Origin of the sequence: Streptomyces sp. NBC_00102, from assembly GCF_026343115.1 — a bacterium.
Classification (GTDB): domain Bacteria; phylum Actinomycetota; class Actinomycetes; order Streptomycetales; family Streptomycetaceae; genus Streptomyces.
Map to the genome: position 1 here is coordinate 373552 of NZ_JAPEMC010000001.1, position 16103 is coordinate 389654.

The 16103-nt window shown below is 73.7% G+C and carries 14 protein-coding genes; 9 read left to right on the plus strand and 5 right to left on the minus strand.

What is annotated here, in order from left to right; all coding sequences use genetic code 11:
• Positions 1–99 precede the first annotated feature (99 nt).
• The 5 genes from OHA55_RS01705 to OHA55_RS01725 all read left to right on the plus strand — a co-directional run bounded on the left by OHA55_RS01705 (position 100) and on the right by OHA55_RS01725 (position 6868).
• Positions 100–2286, plus strand: a complete 2187-nt coding sequence (locus OHA55_RS01705) for a S9 family peptidase (protein WP_266702074.1) — start codon at positions 100–102, stop codon at positions 2284–2286.
• Positions 2283–3347, plus strand: a complete 1065-nt coding sequence (locus OHA55_RS01710; protein WP_266702076.1) for an ABC transporter permease — start codon at positions 2283–2285, stop codon at positions 3345–3347. Before OHA55_RS01705 ends, OHA55_RS01710 begins: the two co-directional genes overlap by 4 nt.
• Complete coding sequence (locus OHA55_RS01715) at positions 3344–4174, plus strand: ABC transporter permease (RefSeq protein WP_266702078.1); 831 nt, start codon at positions 3344–3346, stop codon at positions 4172–4174. Before OHA55_RS01710 ends, OHA55_RS01715 begins: the two co-directional genes overlap by 4 nt.
• Positions 4174–6162, plus strand: coding sequence for an ABC transporter ATP-binding protein (locus OHA55_RS01720; protein ID WP_266702080.1), 1989 nt, complete (start codon positions 4174–4176; stop codon positions 6160–6162). Before OHA55_RS01715 ends, OHA55_RS01720 begins: the two co-directional genes overlap by 1 nt.
• A 94-nt stretch (positions 6163–6256) precedes the next feature.
• Positions 6257–6868 carry a helix-turn-helix domain-containing protein gene (locus OHA55_RS01725; RefSeq protein ID WP_266702082.1) on the plus strand — a complete coding sequence of 204 codons (612 nt, stop codon included), beginning with the start codon at positions 6257–6259 and terminating at the stop codon, positions 6866–6868.
• Between the two features lie 15 nt (positions 6869–6883).
• Here the strand turns inward: OHA55_RS01725 and OHA55_RS01730 are convergent, their stop codons facing one another.
• Positions 6884–8509 carry an FAD-dependent monooxygenase gene (locus OHA55_RS01730; RefSeq protein ID WP_266702084.1) on the minus strand — a complete coding sequence of 542 codons (1626 nt, stop codon included), beginning with the start codon at positions 8507–8509 and terminating at the stop codon, positions 6884–6886.
• 212 nt (positions 8510–8721) lie between these two features.
• On the opposite strand from OHA55_RS01730, the gene OHA55_RS01735 reads away from it, so the two are divergent.
• Positions 8722–9207, plus strand: coding sequence for a Rieske (2Fe-2S) protein (locus OHA55_RS01735; protein WP_266702086.1), 486 nt, complete (start codon positions 8722–8724; stop codon positions 9205–9207).
• Positions 9208–9292: 85 nt separating this feature from the next.
• Positions 9293–9763 (plus strand): pyridoxamine 5'-phosphate oxidase family protein, encoded by a 471-nt coding sequence (locus tag OHA55_RS01740; protein ID WP_266702088.1) that lies wholly within the window; start codon positions 9293–9295, stop codon positions 9761–9763.
• Between the two features lie 84 nt (positions 9764–9847).
• On the opposite strand, the gene OHA55_RS01745 is transcribed toward OHA55_RS01740, so the two are convergent.
• Entirely contained in the window at positions 9848–11179 is a 1332-nt protein-coding gene (locus OHA55_RS01745) for an aminotransferase class I/II-fold pyridoxal phosphate-dependent enzyme (protein WP_266702090.1), read from the minus strand.
• A gap of 35 nt (positions 11180–11214) precedes the next feature.
• Between OHA55_RS01745 and OHA55_RS01750 the strand changes: the two genes are divergently transcribed.
• Positions 11215–11928: a pyridoxamine 5'-phosphate oxidase family protein gene (locus tag OHA55_RS01750; RefSeq protein ID WP_266702092.1), complete on the plus strand. Its 714-nt coding sequence runs from the start codon at positions 11215–11217 to the stop codon at positions 11926–11928.
• Between the two features lie 95 nt (positions 11929–12023).
• On the opposite strand, the gene OHA55_RS01755 is transcribed toward OHA55_RS01750, so the two are convergent.
• The 3 genes from OHA55_RS01755 to OHA55_RS01765 form a co-directional block, all read right to left on the minus strand.
• Complete coding sequence (locus OHA55_RS01755) at positions 12024–12725, minus strand: Clp protease N-terminal domain-containing protein (protein ID WP_266702093.1); 702 nt, start codon at positions 12723–12725, stop codon at positions 12024–12026.
• 140 nt (positions 12726–12865) lie between these two features.
• Positions 12866–13903, minus strand: a complete 1038-nt coding sequence (locus OHA55_RS01760; RefSeq protein ID WP_266702095.1) for a DMT family transporter — start codon at positions 13901–13903, stop codon at positions 12866–12868.
• Positions 13904–14100: 197 nt separating this feature from the next.
• Positions 14101–14745 (minus strand): PadR family transcriptional regulator, encoded by a 645-nt coding sequence (locus tag OHA55_RS01765; RefSeq protein ID WP_266702096.1) that lies wholly within the window; start codon positions 14743–14745, stop codon positions 14101–14103.
• A 277-nt stretch (positions 14746–15022) separates the two neighbouring features.
• Between OHA55_RS01765 and OHA55_RS01770 the strand changes: the two genes are divergently transcribed.
• Positions 15023–16006: a threonine/serine dehydratase gene (locus tag OHA55_RS01770; protein ID WP_266702097.1), complete on the plus strand. Its 984-nt coding sequence runs from the start codon at positions 15023–15025 to the stop codon at positions 16004–16006.
• Positions 16007–16103 lie beyond the last annotated feature (97 nt).

A 16103-nucleotide genomic window follows, 5' to 3' on the forward strand; every position in this document is an offset into this window, starting at 1 on the left:
ACCGGGAACGGGCCGGAGCGCGCCGTTCCTCACTCGCCGTTCCTCACTCGCCGTACCCGCGAGCCGCGCCCCCGCGGGAGCACCACGAAACGGAGATCCATGCCCACCACCGTCGCGCCGACGCAGCGGCCCGCCGCGCTCGCCGTGCGCCGCACCATGGGCGCGGCACTGCGGCTGACACGCCCGGTCGAGGCCCGGATCAGCCCGGACGGGCACACGGTCGCGGTCTGCGCGTCCGGCCAGCAGGGGACGTCGCTGGTCCTGGCGGCCGTACCGGCGTCATCGCCGCCGCACGCGACCCCGGAGCCGGGCCACACGGTCACCGGCCCCCGCGACACGTCGGTGGACCGCCACAGCCCCCGCTGGCTGCCCGACTCCCGGACCCTGCTGCACGTCGCGGAGCCGGGCGGGCCGGGGCACCCGGTGCTGGCCGCGCTGGACACCGCGACCGGGGAGGTACGGGTCCTCGCCCGCGCACCCGGCGCGGTGGAGGACCTCCTCGTCTCCGACGACGGCCTGCACGTCCTGCTGCTCTGCGCGGAGGACGGCGCCGAGCGGGACGGGATGCATCTGGGGCTGCCCGTACGCCTCGGCGCGCCGCCCGCGCCCGAGCGCTTCGCACCGGGCACCGGCCGTCGTTCGGTGTGGACGGTCGACCTGGCGGACGGCGCGCTCCGCCCGGCGGGGCCCGAAGGGCTGACCGTGTGGAACGTGGCCTGGCGCGGCGGGAACACCGCCGTCGCCACGGTCTCCGAGGAGTCGCTGCCGGCCGGCTACTACGACGCGCGGTTCGTCGCGCTGGACCTCACGGCCCGCACCGCGCGGACCCTCCTTCTGCCGGACGGGCAGCTGGGCTCCCCGGCCCTGTCCCGGGACGGGCGCCACGCGGCGGTGTGCGAGGGCATCTCCATCGTCGCCGGCCGGCCCGTCGTGGTGGAGCTCGGCACCGGAAGGACGCGGACCCCCGCGGACGTCGAGGACGCCACCTGGCTCGGGTTCGACGAAACCGACGGGGCCTCGCCCGGCGCACTGCGGTGGGCCGGCTGGGAGGGCACCGGATCCCGGATCGGCCGTGCCGCCACGACCCTCTGGTCGGACGCGGTGACACTCGGCGGCCCCGGCTTCCAGCCCGCGCTGTCGTTCGACGCCGCGGGCCGGCTCGCGGCGACGGTCCTCGATGCCCCCGGGCGCCCGCCCGAGGCGGTCGTCGCCCGGACGGACGGGCCGCGGGCCTGGCACTGGACACCGGTGACCGCGCTCAACTCCGCCGCGCGCGAGGACGGTACGGCCCCGCTCCGCACGCGCGCGACCGACTGGCTCTCCGCCGACGGGCGGACCGTGCGCGGTCTCCTGCTCGACGACGGCGCCGACGCTGCCGACGGCACGGGCGCAGGGGGGCAACGGGCCGCCCGCCCGCTCGCCGTGCTCCTGCACGGTGGGCCCGCCTGGCTCTGGTCCTCCATGTACGCCCCGGCCGACGTCCTCGGCCTGGCCCCGGCGCTCGCCGCCGCCGGCTACCTCGTCCTGCTGCCCAACCCGCGCGGCAGCAACGGCCGGGGACGGGACCACGCCCGGTCCGTGGTCGGTGACACCGGGGGCGGCGACCTCGATGACGTGCTGTCCGGGGTCCGCCACCTCGTCGGCCTCGGGCTCGCGGATGCCCGGCGCACCGCCGTGCTCGGACACAGTTACGGCGGGTACCTGGCCGCCCTCGCCGCCGCACGGACCGACGTGTTCGCCGCCGCCGTGGTGGTGTCGGCCCCCACCGACTGGCTGAGCTTCTCCCGCACCAGCAACATCGGCGGCGGCTACGACCGTGCCTACCGCATCGGCGGGGCCGGCCACGACCCCGCCGAGCTCCTCCGCCGCTCGGCCGTGTCCGCACACGGCGGGAGCGGCACCCCGACGCTGCTGGTGCACGGCGCGGCGGACCGGGTGACCCCGGTGGGCCAGGCCCACGAGCTGTACCGCGCGCTGCTGCGGGACGGCCGGGCACCGGCCGAACTGCTGGTGTACCCGGACGAGGGCCACGAGTTCACCGACCCGGACCACGTCCTCGACGCCGCCTCCCGCGTGGAGGAGTGGCTCGCCACCCATCTCGGCGGAGCCCGCCCGGACCCGCCGTCCTCGGCCGCCGCACCGCGATCGGCCTCGCCCCGGGCCGAGCGCGGTGCGCCTTCCCCGTCGGTGCCGGAGAGACGCCTCCCCCGGTCTCCCTCGGGCACGGACTCCCCCTCCGCTTCCCTGTCCCACCGTCCCCACCACCCGGGCAAGGAGCACGGATGACCGCCGTCCCCCTCCGCTCGCGGCTGCGTGCCGCGCTGCCCCTCGGCTTCGTGCTGCGCCGCGTCGCGGGCACCGCCGTGCTGCTGTTCGTCCTGTCGGTGGCCGTCTTCGCTCTGCTCCAGGCGGCTCCGGGCGACCCCGCGCGAACCCTGCTGGGCCCGCGCAGCGCGACCCCGGAAGCGCTGGCGGCCGTGCGTGGCCGGTACCACCTGGACAGCCCGGTGGCCGTGCAGTACTGGTACTGGCTGAGCAGCGCCGCGCACCTCGATCTCGGCACCTCCATCCGTACCGGCGGGAGCGTCGGCTCCGCCATCGGCGGCCGGCTCGCGCTCACGGGCGAACTGGTCGGGCTCGGGCTGCTGGTGGCGCTGCTCCTCGGTGTGCCGCTGGGAGTCCTGGCCGGTCTCCGCAACCGGCGGCCGGCCGACCGCGCCGTCCAGAGCCTCGGCGTGGTCGCCCTCTCCACACCGGCGTTCGCCAGTGGACTGGTGCTGATCTACGTGTTCTCGCTGATGCTGGGCTGGTTCCCCGCGTACGGACCGGGCGAAGGCACCGGAACGGACCGGCTCACCCACCTCGTGCTGCCCGCGGTGGCCCTCGGTCTGGCGGTCACCGCCGTGCTGCTCAAACTCACCCGCACCGCCGTCGTACGCGAACTCGACCGGGAGCATGTGACGTTCGCCCGCGCACGGGGCGTGAGGGAGCAGGACATCCTGGTCCAGTACGTGCTGCGCGGCACGCTCGTGCCGGTGCTGACGGGGGTGGGCCTGGTCGTCGCGTACCTCCTGGCCGGGACCGTCATGGTGGAGCAGGTGTTCGCCCTGCCCGGACTCGGCTCGCTGCTCGTCGACTCGGTCACCTTCCGGGACGTGCCCGTCGTGCAGGCCGAGGCACTGCTGCTGGCCGCTCTGGTGTGCCTGGTCAACCTCGTCACGGATCTGCTGGGCCCCGTGCTCGATCCGCGCCTGCGGAACGCGCCCGCCCCGACGGCCCCGCGCCCCGGGGCACCGGCCTCCCTCCAAGGACGCGCCGGCCACGACCCGACGGAGGACGGCCGATGAGTACCCGTGTCCACCGCGCCCTGCGCGTACCGCCGCTGATCCTGTGCAGCGGAGCGGTCGTGGGGCTGCTGGCACTCGCCGCCGCGTTCGGCCGGCTGCTGCTGCCCGGCTGGGACGCCCAGGACCTGGCCACCGGCGTCACCATGCCGGGGGGCGGCCATCTGCTCGGCACCGACGAACTGGGCCGGGACGTGGCGCGCATGGTCGTCGTCGGCACCCGGTCCACGCTGGCCGGAGCGGCCCTGGTGGCGGCCGGCTCGATGGTCGTGGGCAACGTCCTCGGCCTGCTCGCGGGCTACCGGGGCGGCTGGGCCGACACACTGGTCCGGCGCTGGGCTGACCTGCTGCTCGCGCTGCCCGCACTGCTGGTGACGATCGTGGTCGCCGGGATCGGCGGTGGCGGATACGCGCTCGCGGTCGGCGTGCTGGTGGTCCTCACCTCCCCCTCGGACATCCGGCTGGTCAGGTCCGCGGTCCTGGAGCAGCGCCACCGCGCGTACGTGGAGGCCGCGGAGACGCTCGGGCTGTCGCGGTTCACCGTGATGACCCGGCACATCTGGCCCAACGTGCTGCCGGTGGCGGTCGCGAACGCCCTGCTGAACTTCGCCGGGGCGATCGTCGCCCTCAGTTCGCTCTCCTTCCTCGGTCTCGGCGTACCGCCGGGCGCACCGGACTGGGGCCGGATGCTCTCCGAGAACCGCACCCTGCTGTACGACAATCCGTCAGCCGCGCTCGCCCCGGCCGTGCTCATCATCGTGACGGCCGTGGCGCTCAACCTCCTCGGCGACCGGCTGTTCGAGGCGTTCTCCGACCGTGGGAGGTCCTGATGTCAGCGACGGCGAAGACCGGTGGGGGCGGCCGTCCGGCTCACACCGTCACCGGCCCGGCCGGGCTCCCGGCGGACGCGGAACCGGCGGCGCGGGACGTACTGCTGGCCGTGGACGGCCTGCGGGTCGCCGCGACGACGAGGGGCGGGGGGCAGGTCACCCTGCTCGACGGGATGTCCCTGCGGGTCGGCCGGGGTGAATGCGTCGGCATCGTCGGCGAGTCGGGCAGCGGGAAGTCGCTGGCGATGCGGGCCGTCGCCGGGCTGCTGCCCGCCGGCACGACGGTCACCGGCGGTACGGTGCGCATCGGCGGCGAGGAGGTCCTCGGCCTCCCGCCGGAGGCCCGGCACGCGCTGCGCGGACGCCGCGTCACCCTGCTGATGCAGGACCCCTTCACCATGCTGCATCCTCAGCTGACCTGCGGGCGCCAGATCGCGGACGGGCTGCGGGAGCGCCACGGCGCGCTGCGCGGACGCCGGAACGCGGCCGCCCGTCGTGCCGAGGTGGTGCGCCGGCTCGCCGAAGTCGGACTCGGCCCCGAGGCAGCCGACCGATATCCGCACGAGCTCTCGGGCGGCATGCGCCAGCGGGTGGCCGCCGCCGCGGCCCTCGCCGGCGACCCCGAGCTGCTGATCGCCGACGAGCCCACCACCGCGCTCGACGCGGCCAACCAGCGAGCGGTGCTCGACCTGCTGCGCGGCCTGCAACGCGACCGGGGCATGGGCCTCGTGTTGATCAGCCACGATCTGCGGGTCGCGTTCTCCGCCTGCGACCGGGTGTACGTGCTGTACGCGGGCGCCGTGCTGGAGCACGGCCGTCCGGCCGCCCTGGAATCGGCTCCGGCCCATCCCTATACGGCGGGCCTGCTGGCCTCCGAGCCGTCGGCGGACCGGCGCTTCGCCGAACTGCACGCGCTGCCGGGTTTCGTACCCCCTCCCGGCCGACGCACCGGGGGCTGCCCGTTCGCCGAGCGGTGCGCGTACACGGAGCCGGAGTGCCGGACCACCCGGGTGGAACTGCGGCCCGTCGTCCCGGAGGGACCGGCACGGGAGGCGGGCGCGGAGCGGCTGTCGGCGTGCGTCCGGCTCGCCGAAATCGGAGATGCGCTGGCCGCACCCGGGGAACGCGCGGCGGTGCCGACGGCGGCCGGAGCCGGGGGGACAGGAGCGGCGCTCGATGACGCCGTGCTGGCCGTCACGTCGGTCAGCCGTACGTTCCGCTCGGCCGCCGGGGACCACACCGCGCTGCGGGACGTGAGCCTGACCGTGGCACCCGGTTCGGTGCTGGCGCTGGTCGGCGAGTCGGGCTCGGGCAAGACGACCCTGGCCCGCGTCGCCATCGGCCTGGAGACCTTCGACGGCGGAGAGGTCCGGACCGGAGGCGTCGCGCTGCCGGCCGGGCGCCGCCCGGACACGGCGGACCGGCGCAGGCTGGCCGCGCAGGCGCAGATCGTGTTCCAGGACCCGTACGCCTCGCTCAACCCGTTGCGCACGGTGGGCGCGACGCTGCGCGAGGCGCTCGCCGTCCCCGGCGGACGCCGGGCCAGGGACATCGCGGACGCGGACGTGGAGAAGCTGCTCTCCCAAGTGGGCCTGCCGGCCGCGTACGCCGCCCGCCGCCCGGCCGCGCTCTCCGGCGGTGAGCGCCAACGCGTGGCCGTAGCGAGGGCGTTGGCCGCCCGGCCCCGGCTGCTGATCTGCGACGAGGCGGTGGCGGCGCTCGACGTCTCGGTGCAGGCGCAGTTGTTGAACCTGCTCGACTCGCTGCGCCGCAGCGAGGGCTTCGCCATTCTGTTCATCACCCACGACCTCGCGGTGGTACGGCAGATGGCCGACCGGGTCGCGGTCATGTACCGGGGTGAAGTGGTGGAACAGGGCCGCGTGGACGAGGTACTGGACGCGCCCCGCCATCCGTGGACCAGGCGGATGCTCGACGCGCTGCCCGAGCGGGGCGACCGCGCCGGAACACCGGGCCCGGCGCGGGGCTGACGGCCCGGCGGGTCCGCCGGTACAGTGGGCCGCTGACGTGCGCGCACCGCTGACCTGCGCGAACCGGTGAGACGCGACAGAGCGAGGAGGACGGGTGTCCCAGGCCCCCACCACCACGGCCCCGCCGGTGCCGATGCGCCCGCGCACCGACCCGGGCCGGCCGGGGACGGTGCGTTCCTCGCTCGCCACGAATCTCAACCGCCGCCGTCTGGCCCGGGGGTGGAGTCTTCGCGAGCTCTCGGCGGCCACCGGCGTCAGCAAGGGCCTGCTGTCCCAGATCGAGCGTGCCGAGGCGAACCCGACGGTCGACGTGCTGGTGCGGATCGCCGACGTGCTGGAGACCAGCGCCACGGACCTGCTGCGCCAGCCGATGCTGCGCCCGGAGATCGTCCGCGCGGGGGACCTGGACGAGGCGGAGGACGAGACGTCGGTCAGCCTGTTGTTCGCCGGGCGCGCGGAGGGACGCATCGAGATCTACCGGTCCCGGCTGCATCCCCACGACCAGAGCCAGGTCAGTTCGCACGGGGTCGATTCGGTCGAGTACGTGACGGTCCTGGCAGGCAGTGTGACGCTCGTGGTGGACGACGTGCCCCATCTGCTCGGGACGGGCGACACGGCGCGGTTCTCCGGGCTGAGCAGTCATTACTACACCACCCAGGATTCCCCCGCCCTCACCCAGACTCTCGTGAGCTATCCCGGCGACTGACCCACCACACCCTCCTCAGGTGCGCAGCACCCGGGTGAGGTACGCGGACACCTCCGTCACCTCGTCCGGCCCGAAGCGCAGGGCGAGGTAGCCGTCCGGGCGGACGAGGAACCCGGTGGGGCCTTCGATGCGGTAGATCCGGCGGAACTGCGCCCCGCCGTCGCTCCACACGGGCACCCTGGTGGTCCCGTCCACCCGGGCTCCGGGGCCGAGCAGCGCGACGGCGGACACCTTGCCGTGCGTACGCCGGGAGACCTCGGCGACCGCCCCGCCGAACCGGTCCAGCGCCTCGGCGTCCGGCCCGTACAGCAGCAACGTGTGGTCCGGGCCGCGCCGCAGCAGGTCGAACAGCCGTACCGGGTAGGTCGCGAGGGGGCCGATGAGCCCTCCGCAGTCGGGTGCGCGGTCGCCGGAGTCGGGGGCGCCGCTCACCCCGGCAGGTGCCCCGGTGAGCGGTCCTTCCCGGTAGCCGACGAGAAGTTGGGCCTCGCGCAGCATGAGGGCGGCCGGGTCGTCGGGGTCGGCCCGCACACCGCCTCCGGTGGCGTGCCGGACGGTCCGGCCGACGACCTCCTCCCCCACCGGCCTGCGCTCGGCGTCGTAACTCTCCAGCAGCGAGGGCGCGGTGACGCCTGCCGTAGCCAGCGCCAGTTTCCAGGCGAGGTTGACCGCGTCCTGGATGCCGGTGTTCATGCCCTGGGCGCCGGTGGGCGGATGGATGTGCGCGGCGTCCCCGGCGACGAACACCCGGCCGTCGCCGTAGCGGTCCACGATGCGGTGGCTGATGCGGAACACGGAGGACCAGCGCATCGCGGAGACGGTGGCGGGTTCGGGTGCGAGCCGGTCCACGACCGCCTGGATGTGGGCGAGTGAGGGCCGGGCTCCCTCTTGCGCTCCGTGCGCGATCCGGCCGGGCGGACCTGCCGCAGCGGACAGTTCGGGCGGAACCAGCATCGACATCCGGTAGCGCGAGCGGCCCGGCAGCGGGATGCAGACGAGCAGGTCGTCGGGTTTTCCGTCGTCGCCGATGTGCGTCGAGCGGACGCCGTACCCGGCGGGCAGACTCCAGTCGGCCTCCACGTCCGCGAGCATGTACTCCTCGTCGAAAGCACCGCCCTCGAAGGTCAGCCCGAGCCCCTTGCGGACCGCGCTGTGTGCCCCGTCGCACCCGACGAGGTAGCGGGACCTGATGTCACGCGTGGCCCCGGACCCCGTCAGGACGCTGCTCCACACGCCTCCGCCGTCCTGGACGAAGGAGACCAGTTCGGTGCCGCGCTCGACGGTCGTACCGTGCCGTTCCAGGTGTTCGGTGAGGATCCGCTCGGTCTCGTACTGGGGGAGCGCGGCGAAGGTGTACGGCACGTCCGCGGGAAGTTCCAGGTCGATGCGGCCCCGCTCCTCGCCGTCGACGTACGCGAGCTGTCCACGCATCGGGACGGCGGCGTCCAGGGCGTCGTCGATCACCCCGGCGCGGTCCCACAGTTCGAAGGTCCTCGGCTGGATTCCGACCGCCTTCGCGTGCGGAACCGGGGCCGGCAGCTTGTCGATCACCCGGCAGGCGATCCCACGGCGGCGCAGTTCCAGTGCGGCGGTCAGCCCGACCGGTCCCGCGCCCACGATCAGCACATCGGTGCGCACCACGCTCGCTCCCGTCCCACAGAGGCCCCCGGGATTCCCCTCCATCGTCGCCCCGGCTCCGCGCCCGGGCGACTCGTGACCGTCCGGCGCACCGATCGGGTGCGGGAGCGGGGGGGCGAGGCCGAACCTGTGAGTCGCGGTGGTTCAGGAACGGGGGCCGGGGCCGGTACGTTCCCGTGGTCCAGTCCGCAGTACGACGAAGGGGATCACCCAGCATGAGCACCACCGACAGCACGAGCACCACGAGCGCCGCCCAGGAACGCGGATCGCGGGTACCGGCACCGCGGGAACAGGGATTCCGCCCCGGCAGACGCGCCGTGGTGGTCGCGGTGGGCGCGGCCGGGGCGGCGGTGGCGCTCAGCGCGTGCGGGGCGGACGGTTCCGACGCGAAGGGCGGATCGGAAGCGAAGAGCGGCACGGTCCTCGGCAGCACCGGTGACGTGCCGGAGGGCGGCGGCAAGGTGTTCGCGGAGCAGGGTGTCGTGGTGACCCAGCCGACCGCCGGGGAGTTCAAGGCGTTCTCGTCCACCTGCACCCATCAGGGCTGCGCGGTGAGCGGGGTGACCAACGGTGCCATCACCTGCCCGTGCCACCAGTCCACCTTCGATCCCGCGACGGGCGAGCCGACGGGCGGTCCTGCGACGGTCGCCCTGCCCGCGAAGGAGATCAAGGTCGCCGACGGTTCCATCACGCTGGCCTGAGAAGGACCGGTCCCGGGCATTGCGCGGCGGCGCCGGAGGGATCGATGATCCTGTTCATCCGCTCGGACGACGGGAAGGTGCCCCCATGACCGCCGCTCAACGACGAGGCCGCCGGATCATGTTGACCGACGAGGAACGTGACGCCTTCCTGACCGAGCGGCGCACCTGCCGGGTGGCCACCGTCGGCGCGGACGGCCAACCGCACGTCGGGGCACTGTGGTTCGTGTGGGACGGCACCTCGATCTGGCTCTACTCGCTGACCCGAAGCCTGCGTTGGACCCAGCTGGGCAAGAATCCCCGGGTCGCGGTGGTCGTGGACGACGGTGAGGAGTACGGGGAGTTGCGCGGCGTCGAGCTGCGGGGCGAGGTCGTCCCGGTGGGCGAGGCGCCGCGCACCGGCGAGCCGTGTCCCGAACTCGCGGCGGTGGAGGCACTGTTCCCCGCGAAGTACTTCGGAATCGACGCCATGCCGCACGACGGGCGGCACGCCTGGCTGCGGCTCACCCCGGCCACCGTCGTCTCCTGGGACTTCCGCAAACTGGGGAATCCCGGCTGACCGGCCGCGCCCGCCGGACCCGGCCCCCTCGCTCTGCGCCAGTGAGCGGTGGCCAATCAGCCGTAGCTGATCGGCCGTAGCCTGTCAGCCGTAGCTGATCGGCCGGGCGGGGCCGGCGGCCGCGGCGACCGCGTCGGCGAGCGGGCCGATGTCGGACGGCGTCAACGGTGAGACGGTGATGCGCACCCCCTGGGGTGCGTCCGCCCGGAACCTCGCCCCGGGCGCCACCGCCCATCCGGCGTGCAACAGCCGGGCGACCGCACCGGTCTCGTCGCTGACCGGAACCCAGACGTTCATCCCGGTGCGCCCGTGGGCGACGACACCGCGTTCCGCGAGCGCGGCGACGAGTGCCGAGCGGCGTACCCCGTACGACCGGGCGACCGCGGGCGTGTCCACGGCGCCCGTGCTCCAGAGCTGGACCACGGCGCGCTGGAGCAGCCGGCTCACCCATCCGGGGCCCAGCCTCTGCCGGCCCGCGACCCGGTCCATGGTGGTCCCGTCACCGGTCAGCACCGCGACCCGCAGGTCCGGGCCGTACGCCTTGGACGCCGACCGGACGACCGCCCAGTGACGGGTGGTGCCGGCCAGGGGGTGGAGGGGCACGTCGACGAAGGCGTGTCCGTGGTCGTCCTCCACGAGCAGGACCTCGGGGTGCGCGGCGAGCAGGGCACGCAGTTCCGCCGCCCGGCGCGCCCCGATCGCGGCGCCGGTCGGGTTCTGCGCGCGGGCGGTGACCACGAGGGCCCGGATTCCCGCGCGCAGGGCCTGTTCCACCGCGGCGGGCAGGGGCCCTTCCTCGTCGACCGCGACCGGTACCCCACGCAGTCCGATCGCGGGCACCAGGTCCAACAGGCTTCCCCAGCCCGGGTCTTCGAGGCCGACCGCGTCTCCGGTCTTGAGGTGGGCCGCGAGGACCCGCTCGATCGCGTCCAGCGAGCCGGAGGCGGCGACGATCTGGCCCTCGGGGACCGCGTCGGCGGCGAAGGCCTCACGCGCGAGAGCGCCGAACTGGGGCAGCACCGGCGATTCCCCGTACATGCCGGGGTTTTCACCGTACGCCCGCACCGCCTCGGCGAAGGCCTCGCCAAGTGCGGGGAGCAGCTCGGGGTCCGGGTTCCCCTTGCTGAGGTCGCGCACCCCCGGCGGCGCCTCGACCCGCAGTGAGCCGCGCGCGGTCGTGGCGGGACGTGGGCGCACCCGGCTCCCCCGGCGTCCGTCCGTCTCGATGACCCCGCGCTCCCGCAGGGTCCGGTAGGCGGCGGCGACCGTATTGGGGTTGACCCCCAACTGCGCCGCCAACTCCCTCATCGGAGGCAGAAGTTGCCCGGGTTTGAGCTCACCCGAGCCCACCCCCCGCTCCACGCTCGCGGAAATTTCCGCCGCACGCCCACCTGTGATCATGTACTCTCCTAGCACAAACCACATTATGCACTAGTGCAATGGAGGACGCAATGTCGGAGACCGTCGCGCCCGTCGACTCCCACCCCGCAGAGGCCGCCCCGACCCAGGACGACGCCCCCTACGTGCCGACCGGGCGCACCGTCCCCACCCGGTCCAAGGACCGCGCCTCCTACGACCCCGCGGTCGTGCACCCGATACTCGACAGCTCGTACCTCTGCCACCTCGGCTTCGTCCGCGACGGCGCCCCGGTGGTGCTGCCGACGCTGTACGCCCGGGTCGGCAGGCGGCTGTACGTCCACGGCTCGACCGGCTCCCGGCCGCTGCGGATGGCGAACACCGAGGACCCGGGGCTGCCGGTCTGCCTGACCGTGACCCAGGTCGACGGGCTGGTCCTGGCCCGCTCCGCCTTCCACCACTCGATCAACTACCGCTCGGTGGTGGCGCACGGCATCGCGTACACCGTGACGGACCCCGACGAGCGGCGCACGGCGCTCGACGCGATCGTGGACCAGGTCGTCGCGGGCCGGTCCCAGGACTCGCGGCCGGCCGACGCCAAGGAGCTCGCCGCCACCGCGGTGATCAGGCTGGACCTGGACGAGGTCTCCGCGAAGCTCCGCACCGGCGGCCCCAACGACGAGCCGGAAGACCTCGCGCTGCCGTTCTGGGCGGGCGTGGTGCCGGTGGCGCGGACGTACGGCACCCCGATCCCGTCCGACGACCTCGACCCGTCGATCCCCCTCCCGGACTACCTCGCGGCACGCTGAGCCGCACGCGCGGCCCCGGGCCCCGCGCACCGGCCCCACCACGGGGGCCACGCGCACCGGGCCCCGCGCGGGGCCGCGCGTCCGATCGTGTCGCCCTACCGGTCGCGCGCGGCGGACCGGCCGGCGATCGCGGTCGTGACCGCCCCGAGCAGTTCGTCCGGCGTGAAGCCCAGGTCGCGCAGGACCCGCGCGGCCGGGGCGTCCTCGACACGGATCAGGCCCAGCAGCGTGTGTTCGGTACCGACCCGGTCGTGGCCGAGGTCCGCCGAGACGCGGGAGGCCTGCTCGACGGCCTCCTTGCCCTCCGGCCGGAACGCGATGTGGCCCCGCTGCGCCTTCCGCCCGACCGGCTCGATCACGGCGTCGATCGCGTCGCGGACGGCCTGCTCCGACCCGGCTTTCGCGGTGAGGATCCCGTAGGCCAGGCCCCGCGGCTCACCGAGCAGCCCGAGCAGGAGGTGCTCGGTACCGATGGACTCGTGCCGGAGCGTCCGGGCGGCCTCCTGCGCGAGCACGATGCTGTGCCGGTTGAACTCGGTGTACCGCTCGAAGGGGTTGGGGGTGTGGCGCTGCTGGGCGGCCTGTTTGGTCACCCCGATGGCTTCGCCGATCTCGGTCCAGGACGCGCCGCCCTGCTTGGCCTTGCCGACGTAGTGGTCGATGAGCTGTTCCCCGAGGTCGGAGAGGGTCTGCGCACGGAGGTGCGCCTCACTGATACGGGCCAGGGCATCGGCGTCGGGGCGCTCCTCGTCGAGACGGGCGATCAGGTCGGCCAGGCTGATGTTGAGCGGCGTCATGCGTCAAGCGTAGATTGACGATCCCCCATCGTCAACACGTAATTGACGGTGGTTCGGACACCGGGGAATCAGGCCGCGTCGACCTGCGCGTACGTCGGCCGGCCCGTTCGATCGCCGTCCGAAGCGGAGCTGGGCAGCCGTCAGGCGGGGGCCCCGCCCGTGCGTACACTGTCGAGCCCCTCTCCGGCGGCAGCCGGCACACCCGGACCACCGGCCGGCCCCGAGGCGACCGGTCCCGAGGGGGACCTGGGGGCCGAGGACTGGGCGACACAAGCACCGGCCAGCACCACGAGTCCACCGATCAACTGCGGTCCGGACAGACGCTCGCCGAGCAGTACCCACGCGAGCACGGTCGCCACCACCGCCTCCAGACACGCGACGACTCCGGCCACCTGCGGGGAGAGCAGCCGTACGGACACCACACCGGTCAGGTAGGCGAGCACCGTCGCCAGCAGTACGACCCAGGCGAGCAGGAGCCATGCCGGCGCCTCGTGGCCGTTCATCCGCGCGGAGGAGCCGAGTACGGACCAGTCCATGCCCCAGGGGCGGGCGGCCGGCGTGAGCAGCAGGGCGCCGAACAGCAGCCCGTAGGCGATGACCCCCACCGGGTGGGGCGGCTCACGGCGAGCCCCGCCGCCGTTGCGGACATTGTCGGGCGATCCGTGGTCCGACAGGACGAAGTAGCCGACCTGGCAGCAGGCCGCCGCGAGCGCGAGCACCAGGCCGAGAGGGTCGAAGCGCATGCCCGACCACACCTCCACGACGCAGGCGAGCCCGACAGCCGCGAGCAGCACGCCGAACGCCGCGGCGCGGGTGACCGGCCGGCGCCGCACGAACCGGACCCAGCCGAGTACGAGGGCGGGCGCGAGGTACTCCACGAGAAGGGCGACGCCCACCGGGATGCGGGAGATCGCGGCGAAATAGCAGGCCTGGACGCCGGCGACGGCGAACAGCCCGAATCCCGCCAGCAGTGCGGGCTGTTCCCTCAGCAGATTCCGGTGCCGCCACGCGGCCGGGGACATGACGAGCGCCGCGCCCGCCACTCTGAGCCACACCACGTGCAGCGGATCGAGGCCCGCCTCGATGAGCGGTTTGGCCGCCACTCCCGAACCACCGAACGCGAACGCCGAGGCCAGGGCGAGTCCCAGACCGGCACTTCTCCCCTGAGACGCCTGCATCGGCCCATCATGTCAGGCGCGACGGGCACGGTCACCCCTGTCGCCCGGCCTCTCCGCGGAAGCCGAGCCGGGCACGGCACTCCCGCCCGCCGAACCGGCCACCCGGCCGCCCGGCCCGCGACGGCACAACGAGAAAGGGCCCCACGACCATCCGACCGCGAGGCCCTTCGTCCCCCACCACCCCGTACCCACCTTCCTCAGCTCTCGTCGGCCAGGATGAGGTAGAGCTTCTTCTTGGCGTCGCCGATGACGGCGAGTGCCTTCTTGCGCTGGTCGGCGGAGCCGGTCTTCCAGACCTGGCCGAACGCCTCCATCAGACCGAAGCCGGCCTGCCGGATCTCGTTCACGCTCTCCCAGTCGACACCGCGGCCGGCGTCCTCCCACGGAGCGTCGGGACCGGACTCGGCCTCCGCGGCGCCGGCCTCGGTGAGCGTGAACAGCTTCTTGCCGCCCTCGCTCGCGCTGACGATCAGGCCCTCGTCCTCCAGCAGTTGGAGTGTCGGGTAGACCGAACCGGGGCTGGGCCGCCAGGCTCCGCCGCTGCGCTCGCCGATCTCCTGGATCATTTCGTAACCGTGCATCGGGCGGTCCTTGAGCAGCGCCAGGATCGAAGCACGCACGTCACCGCGCCGCGCCCGCCCCCGGCCTCCTCCGCGTCCCCGGCCACCGCCGAAGGGGCCCCCGCCGAACGGGCCCCCTCCGAAGGCACGGTCGCCGAACTGCGGCCCGAAGGGACCGAAGGCGGCACGCCGGCCGTCGAAGTCCCCGCGCCCCGGACGCCCGGGCCCGCCCTGTCCGCGGCCGCCCCGGCCGCGCTCGTTCTCGAATCCATGTGAACGCATGACGCGCTCCTTCCGTTTCACAGCTGACCAGTACGTTCGTACCGATGGCTCAACGATATATCGGAAACTATCGCCGAGCAAGAGTTCAGAAGGAGGCCCTCTGACGCGTCACAGCGATCTCGGGTCGGTTGCCACTGAAGCTGGGACGATCAGAGCTTGTGACACCGAAGACGGGCCACTTCACTGTTTGTGACACCGAAGACGGGCTGGTGGTCCCTACAGCAGGCTTCGGCAATGACTCGTGGAGTGTCAGCCGGCGGCGCTAGGGTTCTGTGTCGTGCAGGAGACGCGCCTCGACACTGCTCGGATCCGAGCGGCTCGCCGGGTCATCGACCCGATGTTCCTCGACACTCCGCTGTACCGCTGCGAGGCTCTGGAGCCCCACCTCGGGTGCGCAGTGAGCATCAAGCTCGAAACGGCGAACCCGGTCCGCAGCTTCAAGGCCCGCGGCACCGAGGTGGTTGCGAGCCAACTCGCCGAAAGCGGCTCGCGCGCCGTGGTGTGCGCGAGCGCGGGCAACCTGGGCCAGGCCCTCGCCTGGTCCGGTCGCGGCCGGGGACTCGACGTCACCGTCGTGGCATCCCGTTTCGCGACCGTGGCCAAGCTTGATCGCATCCGCGCACTGGGCGCCGGGTTGGAGCTGGTGGACGGCGACCACGAGTTGGCTCGTGAGCGGGCCGCGGTCATCGCGCGGCGCGACGGCATTCGGCTGGTCGAGGACAGCCTGGACGTCGAGACCTGCGAGGGTGCGGCGACCATCGGCTTGGAGCTGGTGGATGCCGTGCCGTCGTTCGACGCCGTGTTGATCGCTCTCGGCGGCGGGGCGCTGGCCACCGGTGTGGGACATGTGGTGAAGGCCCTGGCACCCGGGGTCGAGGTAATCTGTGTTCAGCCGCTGGGCGCCCCGGCGCTGACACACTCCTGGCGCCAACGGCGCGTCGTCACCACCGACTCGACCGACACCATCGCCGACGGCGTCGCCGGCCGGTTTCCCGTCCCGGCCGTCCTGGACGACCTCCTCCTGGTCGCCGACGACGCCGTCCTGGTCCGGGAGTCGTCGATCATCGCCGGTATGCGGATGCTCCTCGACCATGCCGGCCTCGTCGTCGAGCCGTCGGCCGCGCTCGGCATCGCGGCGGTACTCGAAGGCCGTGACCGTTTCGCAGGCCGGCACGTAGCCACCATCGTGTGCGGCAGCAACGTCGACATGGACGCATATCACCGCTGGGTCGGTGCCGGCCGGCCGCGGGACAGCCGGTAGCACGTGCGTGAACACCAGCGCCGGCCCCTGCCGTTCGCGGGGCGTTCGAATGGCTTCCGACAGTGCTCACGGATCAGCTGTTCGAAGAAGGTGGCTG